A 14,397-nucleotide genomic window follows, 5' to 3' on the forward strand; every position below is an offset into this window, starting at 1 on the left:
TAACCAATTCAAGCCGGATCACCCTTCGCGTCTCCCCAGCGCGGCATCAGTTCGTGCGTAATATGGAGATGGTCGAGGATGCGCGCCACCACGAAATCAACCAGATCCTCAACACTCCCGGGATGGTGATAGAAGCCGGGATTGGGCGGCAGGATGATCGCACCGAGCCGGGCCAGCTTCAGCATGTTTTCCAGATGCAATGCGGAATAGGGCGTTTCGCGCGGTACCAGGATAAGTTTGCGCTGTTCCTTGATGGCCACGTCGGCAGCGCGCTCGATGAGGTTGTCGGCCAGCCCCTGGGCAATGGCTGCGAGTGTGCCCATGGTGCACGGGCAAACTACCATGGCATCCGCCGGATTCGAGCCGGAGGCGACCGGCGCAAACCATTCCTCGCGGCCGAATGCGCGCAGCTGACCGGGTTGGGCGTGATAGCGCTGGCCGAGAAAAGACTCCAGTTCGGCGGCGCGTGCGGGCAGCGTGAGATCCAGCTCCTGTTTGGCGACGATATGTGCGGCGCTGGAAGTCAGCAGGTAAACCTGTACATCTGCTTGCAGCAGACATTCCAGCAGACGCAGGCCGTAAGGCATGCCTGAGGCGCCGGTCAGGGCGAGCGTGACGGTACGTGGGGGATTCATGCGGGCTCCTCGGAGACGGTGGCCGGGAGCGGCGTCGCCAGCAGGTGCGCTGCAACCAGCCCGTTGACCAGGCCGAATACCAGTGCGGCAGCGGCGAATACAGGCGTAAGGTAGAGCACGCCCGATGTGGGGATCAGCCAGAAATAAACGATCGCCATTTGCCCGGCGATATGTGCAAAAGCGGCAAGTATGCTCAGGCTGACCGCGCCGAACAGCTGTTCAGGCAGGCGCTGCGCCAGCCACAGCACGGCCAGGCTGGCCATTGCGCCGCCTGCGCTGAGAAAAAATCCGGGCGTCAGGAAGCTGCCCAACAACAGGCTGCCTGCCACCACCCGCAACGCCGATACCCACGCTGCGGTGCGCATGCCATGCTGTTTCAGTACCAGTAAGGTGACGATGTTCGCCAATCCGGGTTTGACGCCGGGCAGCGGGGAGGGCAGCGCTGCTTCCATCAGGGTCAGCCCGATCGCCAGCGCCGCCATGCGCGCGATGCGGTGATCCTCCGGGCTGGCATTCAGCTTAATAGTTGAGGCTGTCATAGCTTTTGACGCGTCCTGTGATTTCCACACTGACCTGATTGGGCAGGCAGATGGCGGCCTGCCCGGCACGGCTCAACCAGCCCTGATGCACGCACAGCTGGCGCGGGCCGGGGTCGGACAATACCCGCGCGCGCTTGTCTTCGATCTCGACGCGGGTGGTGCCCAGCGGGCCGGGCACATCGATAGTGCGCGGATGGTTGAGCGAGGTTTCCAGAAACAGGTGGCCGCCGCGTTTGATGACCAGACGCTGCCCGGGCGCGCCAAACCAGAATGCGAGCGCCAGGCTGGCGACGGTGACGCCGCCCGCTGCCAGCACCATCCAGTCGCCGGGGCGCAACAGGTGATGATATTTCAAGCCAGCTCCCGATGGCGTACCAGGGTTTGCTGGGTGGCGACAAAATGCGCGGCAAGATGCTCGGCAAAATACACCGAACGATGCTGGCCGCCGGTGCAACCGATGGCGACGGTGAGATAGGCGCGGTTGTCGGAAATGTAGCAGGGCAGCCATTTGGCTACATAGGCGCGAATGTCGGCAAGCATGTCGGAGACCGCGGGCACGCCATCAAGGAATGCGATGACATCGGCGTCGCGTCCGGTTTGCGGGCGCAGTTTAGGGTCGTAGTGCGGATTGGGCAGGCAGCGTACGTCGAATACCAGGTCGGCATCGAGCGGGATGCCGTGCTTGAAACCGAACGAAGCGAAAAGTAGCGTGAAGCTGGCATTTTCCAGCGCGATAATATCCTTGATCCAGGCGCGCAGGCTGTTGGTGGAAAGATCGCTGGTGTCGATGCGTTGGCCGAGTTCGGCAATGTCGCCGAGCAGGTCGCGCTCGTGCACGATCGCCTCGCGCAGCGAACGCGTGTCGCTGCTAAGCGGATGGCGGCGCCGCGTTTCAGAAAAACGCCGCACCAGCGTTTCAATTTTGGATTCAAGAAAAATCACGCGCAAGTCCACCTGCTTGCGCAATTCGGTGACCAGGCCGGGCAGCTCCAGGAACGATTCGCCGCTGCGTGCATCGACGCTGATGCCCGCCTTGTCGTATCCATGTTCGGACAGGAATTGGATGGTTTCAGGCAACAGATTGGCGGGCAGGTTGTCGATGCAATAATAGCCTGCGTCTTCCAGTACATTCAGCGCAATACTCTTGCCGGAACCGGACAGGCCGCTGATCAATACCAGGTGCATCATGGGTTATCGTCCATGAACTGTTGCTGGCGGGTGACGAACTGCTCGGCACTGTTGATGCCGCGCATGCGCAGGATGTGATTGCGCGCCGCAACTTCCACCAGGACTGCCAGATTGCGCCCGGCGGCAACCGGGATGCGTACCTTGGGCACGGTGACGCCAAGGATGACTTCGCTGGATGCATGCATGTCGAGGCGTGAAATATTTTCACTCCCGTCTTCTTCAGGGGCTTTCAGGTGCACGATGAGCTTGAGGTTTTTTTGCAGCTTGACGGCCGTGTCGCCGAACAGGGTGCGGATGTTGAGAATGCCCAGGCCGCGCACTTCAAGAAAATCCTGCAACAGCGGCGGGCAATGGGTTTCAAGCGTTTCGGGCGCGACTTTGTACATGTCCACCATGTCGTCCGCGATCAGGCGGTGGCCGCGTGTGATCAGCTCCAGCGCCAGCTCGCTTTTGCCCACTGCCGCGTCGCCGGTAATCATTACGCCGATGCCGATGACTTCGAGCATGACCCCGTGCACGCTGGTGGATTCAGCCAATACCTGGGTAAGGTAGTGAGACAGTACCGGCATGAGTTGCGGACTGGGTTGTGGTGAGGTAAACAAGGGCGTCTGGCTGGCTCTGGAAGTTGCCAGCAGATCCGGCGGCACCGGTTCGCCATTGGCCACAATAATCGCGGCCAGCTCGGTGGAAAACAGGCTGCGGATGGCCTGGGCCATGGCATCCTTGTCGAGGCTGCGGAGATAGTCCATTTCCGCACAGCCAAGAACCTGCACGCGGTTCGGATGGACGAAATTGAGATGGCCAACCAGTGCCAGCGAGGGCTTCTGCACGGTGTCGCTAGCCAATAGCCGCTCGCCGCCCTGTTTTCCGGATAGCCAGTGGAGTTCCAGAGTCTGGCGCATCGCCTCATACATCCGGCTGACCGGAATCGAGGCTATCATCAGGCGCTCCAGGCTGCGATCAAAGCATGCACGGACGCCGCATCGGGAGCCGTCACCAAGGCTTCGAGCAAGTGCCTGTCACTGAACATTTGTGCCAGTTCGCCGAGGATTTGCAGATGCTGGTCATTGGCCTGCACGGGGACCAGCAGGGTGAACAGGATGGTGACGGGTGCATTGTCAGGGGCATCAAATTCAACCGGTGTACGCAGGCGCAGCAGTGCACCACTGGCCTGTTTGAGGCCCTTGATGCGGCCATGCGGGATGGCAATGCCATGGCCGAGTGCGGTTGAGCCGAGTTTCTCGCGCGCCAGCAGGCTGTCGAAAATCGTAGCGTGCGGCAGCGCGATACTTGTTTCAAACAGCGCAGCGATGTATTCGAACAGGCGCTTTTTGCTGCTGACCTCTACATCCAGCTGGATGTGTGAAGGTGGCAGCAGCGGGAGAATCAGATTCATGTTGTCCGGTTATTCGGGTATGTCAGAAGCTTGATGTTTGACGGCACCTTGCGCCTGATGGACATCGCCGTGTTTTTCCTTGTGCCTGACTACCTGGCGGTCGAGTTTGTCGGTGAGGCCGTCAATCGCTGCATACATGTCGGCATCTTCGGCCTGCACGAAAATATCCTTGCCGCGCAGGTGAACGTTGGCTTCCACGATATGTTTGAGTTTCTCCACAGTCATGATGACGTTGATGTCGATGACATGATCGAAGTGACGTTTGACTTTATCCATTTTGGAGACAACATAGCTGCGAATGGCGGGGGTGATTTCCAGATGATGACCGGTGATGGTGAGGTTCATGTTGTTCCTTTCATGCGGTTAAAGCGACTTGCGCTGACTGGCGGGCGATATTTGCAGGGACTCCCGGTATTTGGCAATGGTGCGGCGTGCCACCACGATGCCTTGCTGGCCGAGCAGGTCTGCAATCTGTCCGTCGGATAAGGGTTTCTTGCTGTTTTCAGCGGCGACCAGCTGTTTGATCAGCGCGCGGATGGCGGTGGCAGAGCAGGCGCCGCCGGTCTCGGTACTGACATGACTGCCGAAAAAGTATTTAAGTTCATAAATGCCACGCGGCGTCATCATGAATTTTTGCGTGGTGACGCGTGAAATGGTGGATTCGTGCAGTTCCACGACCTCGGCAATCTCGCGTAACACCAGAGGGCGCATGGCCACTTCGCCGTGCTCGAAAAAATGGCGCTGGCGGTCAATAATGCTTTGCGATACTTTAAGGATGGTGTCGAAACGTTGCATGACGTTCTTGATCAGCCATTTGGCTTCCTGCATCTGGCTGGCCAGGTGCTGATGGCTGCTATCGCGGTTGCGCGACAGAATGTCAGCGTACATGCGGTTGATGCGCAGTTTGGGCATGGCGTCGGGGTTGAGGCTCGCCACCCACAGACCTTTGACTTTTTTCACAATGACATCCGGCACGATGTAGCGCGTATCCGATTCGCCAAAGCACGCCCCCGGTTTGGGATTGAGATGCGTAATCAGGTCGCGTGCCACGCGTAGCTCATCATCATCGCAATGCAGCTTGCGTTTCAGCCCGCTATAGTCGCGCGATCCCAGCTCGTTCAAATGCGTGCTGGCTATGGTCAGCGCACAATCGCGATGCGGCGTATCCTCCGGCAGCGCCAGCAATTGCAGAGTCAGGCATTCCGACAGGTTGCGCGCGCCGATGCCGGTGGGCTCGAGATTTTGTAGGTTTTTAAGCGCGATCTGCAGGTCGTCGAGCTCGATTTCCAGTTCGGGCGGCAGCATTTCGAGAATGTCCTGCAGGCTTTGGGTCAGATAGCCGCCATCGTCCAACGCATCGATCAACAGCAGCACCAGGCGCTTGTCGCGCTCCGACAAGGGGGTGAGATTCAGCTGCCAGGACAGATGGTCGCGCAGCGAAGTGGCCTCCAGGGAGGGTTGCTGATAATCGCGGTCTTCGTCGTCGTCATCGGGCGTACCGTAATTGCCCTCGCTTTCCCAGTCCATGTCGCCTAGTTCGCGTGTTTCCGGCTCCGGAGTATTGTCGGCCACGCTGCTGGTTTCGGTAGGCGCTTCGCTGCGCAGCTCGGGATCGCTGCCGTTGATATGGGTTTCACCGTCATCCAGATTGTCCACGCGCTCCAGCAACGGGTTGTCCTGGAGCATTTGCTCCAGCTCCTGGTTCAGCTCAAGCGTGGACAATTGCAACAGCCGGATAGACTGCTGCAGCTGTGGCGTCAACGTGAGATGCTGTGATAGCTTGAGTTGTAAACTGTGTTTCATGATTGGGTATCAGGTCCCAAGCCTGCTGCGTACTATTAAGATTATCTACGGAATAGTTGCTGTTTACTTGAGGAAAGCGGAGATCACAGGCGGAAATGCTCGCCCAGATAAACCTTTCTTACATTTTCATTGTAAATGATTTCATCGGGCTTGCCAGCAGCCATCACGGTACCTTCGTTGATAATGTAGGCGCGGTCGCAGATGCCCAGCGTTTCACGCACGTTGTGGTCGGTGATCAGGACGCCAATGTCGCGCTCGGTCAGAAAGCGGATCAGTTTCTGGATATCCAGCACGGCAATCGGATCAATCCCCGCGAAGGGTTCGTCGAGCAGGATGAAGCGCGGATTCATCGCCAGCGCGCGGGCAATTTCCACGCGCCGCCGTTCGCCGCCGGACAGGCTGATGGCGGGGGCGTCGCGCAGATGGGTGACGTGCAGGTCTTCGAGCAGGTTGTCGAGATGGGTATCGATCTCGGCTTCGGAATAATTCTTGAGCTCGAGGATGGCGCGGATATTTTCCGCCACCGTGAGCTTGCGGAAAATGGACGCTTCCTGAGGCAGATAGCTCAAGCCCAATGCGGCGCGGCGGTGGATCGGCATGGCGCCCAGATTATTGTCGTCCAGGCTGATATGTCCGGCATCCAGCCGTACCAGGCCGACGATCATGTAAAAACAGGTGGTCTTGCCGGCCCCGTTGGGGCCGAGCAGGCCGACGACTTCGCCGCTGTGCACTTCCAGTGATACATCCTTGACTACCAGGCGCGACTGGTAGCTCTTTCTGAGGTGTTCTGCCTTGAGTTCGCTCATGGGTTCTTCTGTATGCCATTGGTCGGTTTGGGTGGCAGCGGTACTGTAGCGGGGGCTGCCGGGCCAGGTTTGGCAGGTTTCGGCTGGATTACCGCGCTTACCCTGCCCTTGCGGCCGGACGGTGAGCCGGCGGTATTGTTGCCGCCTTTGACTTCAAAAAATTCCGTATTGGAATTGTAGGAGATATAGCTGCCGCGTAAATCGTCGGCGCCGCGCTTGAGATGGGCGTTGTCAAATAGCTGCAGCGTGCCGAGTTTGCCATCGTATTGCATGCGATCGGCATAGCCCTCGATATATTCATCCACACCATCGCGCTTCTGGCGGAAACTGACCGGGTTGCCATAGGCGGTGGCGCTGTTGAAGCCCTCCGCATCCTGATGCACCACAATCTTGTCGGCGTGCAAGGTCATGGTGCCTTGCACCAGCACTACATTGCCGAGATAAACGCTGACCTTGCGCAGATCATCCACGGTGACGCTGTCTGCTTCGATGTTGACGGGTTTGCTGCGGTCGGCCTTTTCGGCCAGCGCAGGACCACCCGCCAGAAGCAGGGTCAGCAGCAGCAATACGGCTGCGAACGGAGATTTAATGGATGGGTTCATAGTGGGTTTTGACGTGATGAGAGAGTAGCAGTTCGCGGGTTTGACTATTCAATTGCAGGGCGCCGGCATGGATGAGGATATTTTTTCCTTGTACCACGGTAGGGCGATTGGACAGCATCAGGTGCTGCTTGGGTATCACCTTGAGGTATTCCGTGGTCAGGGTAAGCGGGCCTTGTGCATCGTGCAGGTCGCGCACCAGTATCACTTTGCCGGTAAAGATGATGATGTCGCCCTTGCTGGACACAAACCCATGTGCGGATCGTACATTCACGGTGCCGCCTTGTTTGTCGAATGCAGTAAAGTCGGGCGCTTCCAGTTGCGTGGTATCGTCGTCAAGAAAATGTTCGGTTTTGCGCGCACTTAGCGTATTTTCCGGCTTGCCGGCGAGGTCGGTACGCGTGGCATTGAAATTCTCCACAATATAATCGGCAATGTGTTTACGGGTAAGGGGGGTTCCGGCATTGGGTGCCTGCAGCGCGTATTGCAGCCAGAGCGAGAGACCCGCCAGGGCTGCAAGTAGACCAATGGGAAACCAGAAGGCAGCACGATAATTCATTGCAGGTAATGGGCGATGACTTGTGCGTAAGTATCCTGTGCCTGCATGATGAATTCGCAGGCTTCGCGCACCGCGCCGCAACCGCCGCCCAACAGGGTGGTGAAATGCGCATGCTGCTTGACCACGGCCGGCGCTGCCGGCACCGTGATGGCTAGGCCGCAGCGGATCAGCACCGGCAGATCGATGACGTCATCGCCCATATAGGCGGTTTGTGCTGCCGACAGGCCCAATTTCTCCAGCAGATGCAGGTAGGCCTCCAGTTTGTTGTCCACACCCTGGTATACATGAGCGATGCCCAAGTTGTGCGCACGGTGGGTCACCACTTGCGAACTGCGCCCGGTGATGATGGCGGTATCCACACCGGTGCTTTTGAGCATTTTCAGGCCGTGACCATCGAGCGAATTGAAAGCCTTGTATTCGCGTCCGTCATCGTCAAAAAACAGGCTGCCATCGGTCATCACGCCGTCTATATCGAAGATCGCCAGCTTGATTGGCTGGGCGCGTTGGTGTGCGATATCCAGGGTATGTTTTTGCATCAGACCACGCCTGCGCGCAGCAGGTCGAGCATGTTGAGTGCGCCAATGAGCCGGTTATCCTCATCCACCACCAGCATGCCGTTGATGTTGTGGCTTTGCATTTTTTCCACCGCGGCGACGGCCAGCGCATCGGCGCCGATGCTGCGCGGGTTGGCGGACATCACCTGATGGATGGGGGTGATGCGGATGTCGATGGCTTTTTCCAGCACGCGGCGCAAATCGCCGTCGGTCAGGATGCCGATCAACCGGCCGTTGTCGTCTTCCACCGCCGTCATGCCCAGTCCCTTGCGGGTCATTTCCAGCAGTGCCTCCGGTAACAAGGCATTGGCAGTTACATGCGGCAGCGCATCGCCCGCATGCATCACATCGCGCACGTGCACCAGCAGCTTGCGCCCCAGCGAACCGCCGGGGTGGGTGCGTGCGAAGTCGTCGGCGCTGAAACCGCGTGCCTCCAGCAAAGCGACCGCCAGCGCATCGCCGAGTGCCAGCGCCGCGGTGGTGCTGGCGGTCGGGGCGAGGTTGAGCGGGCAGGCCTCCTGCGCCACGCTGGCGTCGAGGTGCACGTCGGCTTCGCGCGCCAGCGTGGAGTTGGGGTTGCCGGTCATGGAAATGAGGCGCGCGCCGCGCCGTTTGATCAGCGGCACGATGCTGGTGAGTTCGGCGCTCTCGCCGGAATTGGACAATGCGATGCACACGTCTTCAGCGGTGATCATGCCCAGGTCGCCATGGCTGGCTTCGCCCGGATGCACGAAAAAAGCCGGCGTGCCGGTACTGGCCAGGGTGGCGGCAATCTTGTTGCCGACGTGCCCGGACTTGCCCATGCCGCTGACTACCACGCGTCCCCGGCACGCCAGGATCAACGTCATGGCTGCAGTGAAGCTGCTGTCCAGGCGATCGCGCATGGCTTGCACCGCGTCCGCCTCGATGCTGAGTACGCGGCGCGCCAGCGTCAGGGCGGCGGCATGGTCGAATTTGGGCGGAGAGGTATCGTGCATGACGGTCATTATGTTGTTTTGGCGACGTTTCGAATACTGGTGGAGTATACAAGACGCCCCCGCTATTGCGGTAGTTGCGCGTAGCCCCTAATCTTGAGGCTATGCATACTACCCTGGGCTTCGTCCTGATTCTGCTCGCTGCCGCCGTGATCGTTTCGGCGCTGTTTCGCGCGTTACGCCTACCCTCCATGCTGGGCTACCTTCTGGTGGGTATCCTGGTGAGTCCGCACGCCTTCAGCTGGATACCCGACAGCCAGGAAACGCGCCATCTGGCCGAATTCGGCGTGGTGTTCATGATGTTCAGCATCGGCCTGGAGTTCAGCCTGCCCAAGCTGAAAGCCATCCGCACCACGGTATTCGGATTTGGCGGCGCGCAGGTCATGGTGTCCATTTTGCTGGTGATGGCAGTGGCCTGGGGAGCCGGGTTGCCGTGGGCGGCCGGACTGGCGCTGGGCGGTGCGCTGGCGATGTCGTCCACCGCCATTGTCAGCAAGATGCTGGCAGAGCGGCTGGAACTGCAATCCCAGCATGGCCGCCAGATGATCGCCGTGCTGCTGTTTCAGGACCTGGCCGTGGTGCCGCTGCTGATCCTGACGCCGACACTGGCGGCAGGCAGCGAAAACCTGTGGGTGGATCTGGGCTGGGCGAGCGCCAAAGCCGCCGTGGTGCTGTTCGTGCTGCTGTTCGTCGGGCAAAAATTGATGCGCCCCTGGTTCAGCATGGTGGCCGGTCACAAATCCTCCGAGCTGTTCATGCTCAACGTGCTGCTCATCACCCTCGGGCTGGCCTACCTCACCGACCAGGCCGGATTGTCGCTGGCGCTGGGCGCATTCCTGGCGGGCATGCTGATCTCGGAAACCGAGTTTCGCTATCAGGTGGAAGACGACATCAAGCCGTTCCGCGATGTGCTGCTCGGCCTGTTTTTCGTCACCATCGGCATGCTGCTGGATTTGCGTGCAGTGTGGGCGTATCTGGGCTGGGTGGTGCTGGTGCTGGCCGCGCTGGTGTTGTTCAAGGCCGCGCTGGTGTGGGGGCTGGGGCGCCTGTTCGGCAACGAGTCGCCTGTGGCCATGCGCACCGCGCTGGGCCTCGCGCAGGGCGGCGAATTCGGGTTCGTGCTGCTGGCGCAGGCGGGGAGCCTGAACCTGATTCAGGGCGCCGCCCTGCAAATCGTGCTGGCCGCGGTGGTGCTGTCGATGATGATCGCGCCCGTCATTATCCAGTATACCGATACCATCACCGGGCGCTTGTGCGGCGGCGAATGGGCGGGCCGTGCCAGGGAACTGCACGACATCGCAGTGAAAAGTTTTGCTGCCGACGCGCACCTGATCATTTGCGGTTATGGCCGCAGCGGGCAAAGCCTGGCGCGCCTGCTGGAATCCGAGGACATCCCCTACATTGCGCTGGACGTCGACACCACCCGCGTCAAGGCGGCGGCTGCAGCGGGCGAGAACGTGGTGTTCGGCGACGCGGCGCGGCGCGAAGTGCTCAAGGCCGTCGGGTTGAATCGCGCACGCGCGCTGGTGGTCTCCTTCGCCAACCTGCCGGCGGCGATGAAAATCCTCGCCGTGGTGCAGGAGCTGCGCCCCGACCTGCCGGTGATCGTGCGCACCGTGGACGACACCGATCTGAATGCGCTGAAACAGGCGGGCGCCGCCGAAGTCGTGCCGGAGGTGCTGGAAGGCTCGCTGATGCTGGCTTCCCACGCCCTGCTGCTGCTCGGCGTGCCGCTTACCCGCGTGCTGAAAAAACTGCGCGGCGTGCGCGAACAGCGCTATGGATTGCTGCGCGGATTCTTCCGCGGCGCGACCGACGAGGAGGCGGAGCTGTCGGAAATCGCCCAGCCGCGCCTGCTGTCGGTGCTGATTACCGAGCAGGCGGCGGCGGCCGGCAAAACCCTGGACGAAACCGGCGTGCTGGAACTGGGCGTGGAAGTCATCGTCGTGCGCCGCCGCAATATTCGCGGCCTCGACCCGCACCCGGAAACGCAAGTGCTGGCGGGCGATGTGCTGGTGCTGCGCGGGATACCCGAAAATCTGGCGGCGGCGGAGATACGATTGTTGCAGGGGTGACCAAGTAAGTCTGGAAAAGCATTTAGCCACGGAGAACACGGAGGAATGCGTTGGAGGGCTACAATTTATGCGCACTTCTACGAGGGACTGCAATAAAAAAGCCCGCCGAAGCGGGCTTGAGTCACACTGGTTTACTTGTATTAAACGCCCATGCACACCAGGTAAGTAGTGTCGTCAACAATACCTCCGGTGCCCGTAGTGGGAATCGGCGTTCCGCCAGTAGTGGTACCAGTTGCAGTTACCATCATGGAACCAGTGGCAGTATTGCCGTCATCCATAGTGGTATCAAGTTGTTTGGCGAATTTTCCGGATATTCCGTCTGAACAGATGATGTACGACCCTTTTAACCCAGTAATCGGGGAATTGGCCGCGTTGGTTATTCCGATTTGTCCGCCCACTGCGTTTCTGGGTATGTAGTCAGTGGCACCAGTTATTGTTGAGCCTGGAGCCAGACCAGCAAGGCGAATATGCTGCCAGAACAGGTAAGACTCGTCTGTGGTAGTGGTGCTATTCCAGTTGCCGTCGATCAAGCCGTTGCCCTGTGAGTTTGCTGGTGTGGTGGCCAAGGTGCCACCTACATGAGCGACCGCCCCGGCATCATCCCCTGGCAGCGCCTTGAATTTGTCCTGATAGCCGTAGATGAACACGGGAATGTTCCTGAAGTCAGTCGCGAGGTTTTTTACCTTCGCGCTATTGATCAACTCCTGGCCTTTCATTACGCCTCCCAGCAAAAGGCCGATGATCACCAGCACGATGGCGATCTCGATCAGTGTGAATCCGTTCTGTTTTTGCATGTTTTTCATTGGTATATATCCCGGCTATATGATGGGTGATAAATTTCCCTGCAAGAATCACGCCATATTGTGGCGGCCATGATGTTTTTAACAGGCTGTTTTTAAAGTGAATTTATTTGTATTTTTAAGGCAAGCTCTGTACGGATGGGTGCGATTGCCGAGTTCTCGACAGGTGTGGCGAAAAATTGTCAAAAATCTAACGTATCATCCAGCCCATTCCCCTGCTAAGCGCAGTCATCCAGAGACCATGCCGATAAGGTTTGGGGTGATAGAATGCGTTAAAAACCCTCTGATGAAAAATTGGACCTGCGATGAGAAAAATCCAACCTCTCAAAATGCGCTGTATTCAACAATCATGGACTGGGGAAGGGTCAAGCGACCCCAGAGAACAAGGTTACCCGACCTCTCAAGTAGTTTTTCTACAGCCGTTAGATACTTAAAATATGGCTACGCACCAGCTTGATCTTCTGGAAAATGCTCTCGACAGCCTCGCCGAAGCGTTGGGCAAGTACGAGGAAGGTGAAAGCGGAGAACACAAGGCGTACAAGTTCGCTGTTCTTCACATGTCGCACTTTGTCGAATTGATCTTCAAGTATCACGTTGCGGAGAAACACCCTCTTCTCATCTACAAAGATCCTTTTTCGCAGAAGCTTGACCGAACAAAGACGATTACGCTGTGGGACGCTGTCAATTTCATCAACAACGAATCTGCCGACGCTCTCAGCAAAGCGTTTCGGGCAGATCTTGAGTGGCTAAAGCGCCTTCGGAACGACATTGAGCACCACAAGTTCTCAATGGATGTGCCAGAAGTCCGAACAACGATCGGACGACTGTTTCGATCATTAATGGAATTCATCAATGAGTACACAAATGTTGATATTGCGTCCTCTATTCCAAAGCGCATTATTGCTACCTTCACCGTTCTATCCAACGAGTATGAGTTTCGACTTCGTGAGGCAATCAAGGAAGCCGAAGAAATCGAAGATGCAAACACGCCGCACTACAGTTCGGGAGACACCACTGTCGTACGGTTAGAGTGCCCAAGCTGTGGAAACCCAACACTCGTTGTCAACGATCAATCGACAACAGGCTTTAAATGCACGTTCTGTGGTAACGAGGAAAGCGACGATATTCCAGCCACATGCGACATTTGTGGAGTCGAGTCAATTGTGGGTGAGCTCGATTACTGGGAAACCGAGGATGGTCAGATGGAGTCGCGTTGCTACTACTGTTCAGGCAGGCATCACGCCGAGAAAGATGATTAGCCCGGTAGGGCGCAATAACCAACGGGCATTGCGCCGCATGTCTCACGCCGCGATACTGCCGACATGCCTGATTATCGTCGCGCCTGGCATCCGGGCGGCACTTATTTTTTCACCGTCAACCTGCTGCAACGGCACGGCAATGACTTGCTGACACGGCATGTCGATATGCTGCGCGAGGTGGTTCATTCGGTACGAACACGTTATCCGTTCCTGATTCACGGCTGGGTGGTATTACCCGATCATTTGCATTGCGTGATTGAACTGCCGCCGCAGGATGCGGATTTCGCGACGCGCTGGCACTTGATCAAGATGGGATTTTCCAAGGCGCTCCCCCGTACCGAGAGACTATCGAAGGTGCGCGCCGCACGCGGTGAGCGGGGCATCTGGCAGCGGCGCTATTGGGAACACCTGATCCGGGACGAGGCGGATTTTCGGGCGCACATGGATTACGTACATATCAACCCGCTGAAACACGGCCTGGTCAAACGCGTGGCGGATTGTTGGCCTTACTCGACGTTTCACCGGCTGGTGGAGAAAGGCGTCTATCCGCAGGACTGGGCGGGCGGGGACGAGGCCGGGGTGAATTACACCGATTGACATGCGGCGCAATGCCCTTCGGTTATTGCGCCCTACGCGCTGCCGGTTATGGGCAGCGTTGGGGGTTTAGATCACCCGGGCGTAGAATATCGCCTTGAGCAAAAACGTCGGAAGCAGGATCATGAATTTCACTATAGTGCACGAACAGGAAGATGACGGACGTTGGCTGGCTGAGGTGCCAGAGCTGCCAGGCGTCCTGGCTTATGGCGCTAACGCTCAGGAAGCCATGTCCAAGGCCGAGGCGCTCGCACTCCGCGTTATCGCAGAGCGTCTTGAGCATGGCGAAAGCCGGGCGATCGCAATTAATATTTCCATCCCTGTTGCTGCATGAGCCAGTGGCCCTCGGCCAAAGCAAAGCGAGTTCTCTCTGCCTTGTTGCGACTCGGCTGGGAAATCAAACGCCAGTCAGGTTCTCACAGAACGCTTAGCCGTCCTGGATTCACCGACTATGTGTTTGCCTTTCACGATGGTGAAGAGATTGGTCCCAGGATGTTGGCTCGCATCGCAAAGCATACGGGGCTGTCTCCTCGCGACTTATAGTCCCAACCCGGTATTCAGCCGGACGCTCAGCCCGGTAGGGCGCAATAATCGAAGGGCATTGCGCCGAATGCCT

Annotated in this window: 19 protein-coding genes; 5 read left to right on the forward strand and 14 right to left on the reverse strand. The window is 58.3% G+C overall.

From position 1 onward, the window contains the following. Positions 1 to 8: 8 nt before the first annotated feature. From EI185_RS06030 to EI185_RS06090, 13 genes are all read right to left on the reverse strand, one after another. The gene (locus EI185_RS06030; protein WP_124704230.1) at positions 9 to 635 is read right to left on the reverse strand and encodes a flavin prenyltransferase UbiX; all 627 of its coding nucleotides are present in this window, start codon (positions 633 to 635) and stop codon (positions 9 to 11) included. Next, positions 632 to 1,174, reverse strand: a complete 543-nt coding sequence (locus EI185_RS06035; RefSeq protein ID WP_124704231.1) for a Gx transporter family protein — start codon at positions 1,172 to 1,174, stop codon at positions 632 to 634. Before EI185_RS06035 ends, EI185_RS06030 begins: the two co-directional genes overlap by 4 nt. Continuing rightward, positions 1,155 to 1,529, reverse strand: coding sequence for a NusG domain II-containing protein (locus tag EI185_RS06040; RefSeq protein WP_223247701.1), 375 nt, complete (start codon positions 1,527 to 1,529; stop codon positions 1,155 to 1,157). Before EI185_RS06040 ends, EI185_RS06035 begins: the two co-directional genes overlap by 20 nt. Then, positions 1,526 to 2,359 (reverse strand): RNase adapter RapZ, encoded by an 834-nt coding sequence (gene rapZ, locus EI185_RS06045; RefSeq protein WP_124704272.1) that lies wholly within the window; start codon positions 2,357 to 2,359, stop codon positions 1,526 to 1,528. The genes EI185_RS06040 and rapZ overlap by 4 nt, the downstream gene beginning before the upstream one ends. Then, positions 2,359 to 3,300, reverse strand: a complete 942-nt coding sequence (gene hprK, locus EI185_RS06050; protein WP_124704273.1) for an HPr(Ser) kinase/phosphatase — start codon at positions 3,298 to 3,300, stop codon at positions 2,359 to 2,361. The genes rapZ and hprK overlap by 1 nt, the downstream gene beginning before the upstream one ends. A 2-nt stretch (positions 3,301 to 3,302) precedes the next feature. After that, positions 3,303 to 3,758, reverse strand: coding sequence for a PTS IIA-like nitrogen regulatory protein PtsN (gene ptsN, locus EI185_RS06055; protein WP_124704232.1), 456 nt, complete (start codon positions 3,756 to 3,758; stop codon positions 3,303 to 3,305). Between the two features lie 9 nt (positions 3,759 to 3,767). After that, positions 3,768 to 4,103 carry a ribosome hibernation-promoting factor, HPF/YfiA family gene (gene hpf, locus EI185_RS06060; RefSeq protein ID WP_124704233.1) on the reverse strand — a complete coding sequence of 112 codons (336 nt, stop codon included), beginning with the start codon at positions 4,101 to 4,103 and terminating at the stop codon, positions 3,768 to 3,770. Between the two features lie 18 nt (positions 4,104 to 4,121). Next, positions 4,122 to 5,561 carry an RNA polymerase factor sigma-54 gene (locus tag EI185_RS06065; protein ID WP_124704234.1) on the reverse strand — a complete coding sequence of 480 codons (1,440 nt, stop codon included), beginning with the start codon at positions 5,559 to 5,561 and terminating at the stop codon, positions 4,122 to 4,124. Between the two features lie 83 nt (positions 5,562 to 5,644). Beyond that, positions 5,645 to 6,367, reverse strand: a complete 723-nt coding sequence (gene lptB / locus EI185_RS06070; protein WP_124704235.1) for an LPS export ABC transporter ATP-binding protein — start codon at positions 6,365 to 6,367, stop codon at positions 5,645 to 5,647. Next, on the reverse strand, positions 6,364 to 6,969 hold the full coding sequence (gene lptA / locus EI185_RS06075; protein ID WP_124704236.1) for a lipopolysaccharide transport periplasmic protein LptA: 606 nt from the start codon (positions 6,967 to 6,969) through the stop codon (positions 6,364 to 6,366). The genes lptB and lptA overlap by 4 nt, the downstream gene beginning before the upstream one ends. Next, a complete protein-coding gene (gene lptC, locus EI185_RS06080; protein WP_124704237.1) occupies positions 6,953 to 7,525 on the reverse strand; it encodes an LPS export ABC transporter periplasmic protein LptC in 573 nt (190 codons plus the stop codon). The genes lptA and lptC overlap by 17 nt, the downstream gene beginning before the upstream one ends. Further along, complete coding sequence (locus tag EI185_RS06085) at positions 7,522 to 8,061, reverse strand: KdsC family phosphatase (RefSeq protein WP_124704238.1); 540 nt, start codon at positions 8,059 to 8,061, stop codon at positions 7,522 to 7,524. Before EI185_RS06085 ends, lptC begins: the two co-directional genes overlap by 4 nt. Further along, a complete protein-coding gene (locus EI185_RS06090; protein WP_124704239.1) occupies positions 8,061 to 9,056 on the reverse strand; it encodes a KpsF/GutQ family sugar-phosphate isomerase in 996 nt (331 codons plus the stop codon). Before EI185_RS06090 ends, EI185_RS06085 begins: the two co-directional genes overlap by 1 nt. A gap of 101 nt (positions 9,057 to 9,157) precedes the next feature. Between EI185_RS06090 and EI185_RS06095 the strand changes: the two genes are divergently transcribed. Beyond that, positions 9,158 to 11,128, forward strand: coding sequence for a monovalent cation:proton antiporter family protein (locus tag EI185_RS06095; protein WP_124704240.1), 1,971 nt, complete (start codon positions 9,158 to 9,160; stop codon positions 11,126 to 11,128). 140 nt (positions 11,129 to 11,268) lie between these two features. On the opposite strand, the gene EI185_RS06100 is transcribed toward EI185_RS06095, so the two are convergent. Continuing rightward, positions 11,269 to 11,922, reverse strand: a complete 654-nt coding sequence (locus EI185_RS06100) for a type II secretion system protein (RefSeq protein ID WP_124704274.1) — start codon at positions 11,920 to 11,922, stop codon at positions 11,269 to 11,271. Positions 11,923 to 12,365: 443 nt separating this feature from the next. Here EI185_RS06100 and EI185_RS06105 point away from each other — a divergent pair, with 443 nt between their 5' ends. The 4 genes from EI185_RS06105 to EI185_RS18395 all read left to right on the forward strand — a co-directional run bounded on the left by EI185_RS06105 (position 12,366) and on the right by EI185_RS18395 (position 14,324). Continuing rightward, positions 12,366 to 13,187 (forward strand): hypothetical protein, encoded by an 822-nt coding sequence (locus tag EI185_RS06105; protein ID WP_124704241.1) that lies wholly within the window; start codon positions 12,366 to 12,368, stop codon positions 13,185 to 13,187. 63 nt (positions 13,188 to 13,250) lie between these two features. Continuing rightward, positions 13,251 to 13,784 carry an REP-associated tyrosine transposase gene (locus tag EI185_RS06110; RefSeq protein WP_124704242.1) on the forward strand — a complete coding sequence of 178 codons (534 nt, stop codon included), beginning with the start codon at positions 13,251 to 13,253 and terminating at the stop codon, positions 13,782 to 13,784. Between the two features lie 121 nt (positions 13,785 to 13,905). Continuing rightward, the gene (locus EI185_RS06115; protein ID WP_124704243.1) at positions 13,906 to 14,115 is read left to right on the forward strand and encodes a type II toxin-antitoxin system HicB family antitoxin; all 210 of its coding nucleotides are present in this window, start codon (positions 13,906 to 13,908) and stop codon (positions 14,113 to 14,115) included. After that, a complete protein-coding gene (locus EI185_RS18395; protein ID WP_124704244.1) occupies positions 14,112 to 14,324 on the forward strand; it encodes a type II toxin-antitoxin system HicA family toxin in 213 nt (70 codons plus the stop codon). Before EI185_RS06115 ends, EI185_RS18395 begins: the two co-directional genes overlap by 4 nt. Positions 14,325 to 14,397: the final 73 nt, after the last annotated feature.

It is taken from the genome of Sulfuriferula multivorans, assembly GCF_003851125.1.
Classification (GTDB): Bacteria; Pseudomonadota; Gammaproteobacteria; order Burkholderiales; family Sulfuriferulaceae; genus Sulfuriferula; species Sulfuriferula multivorans.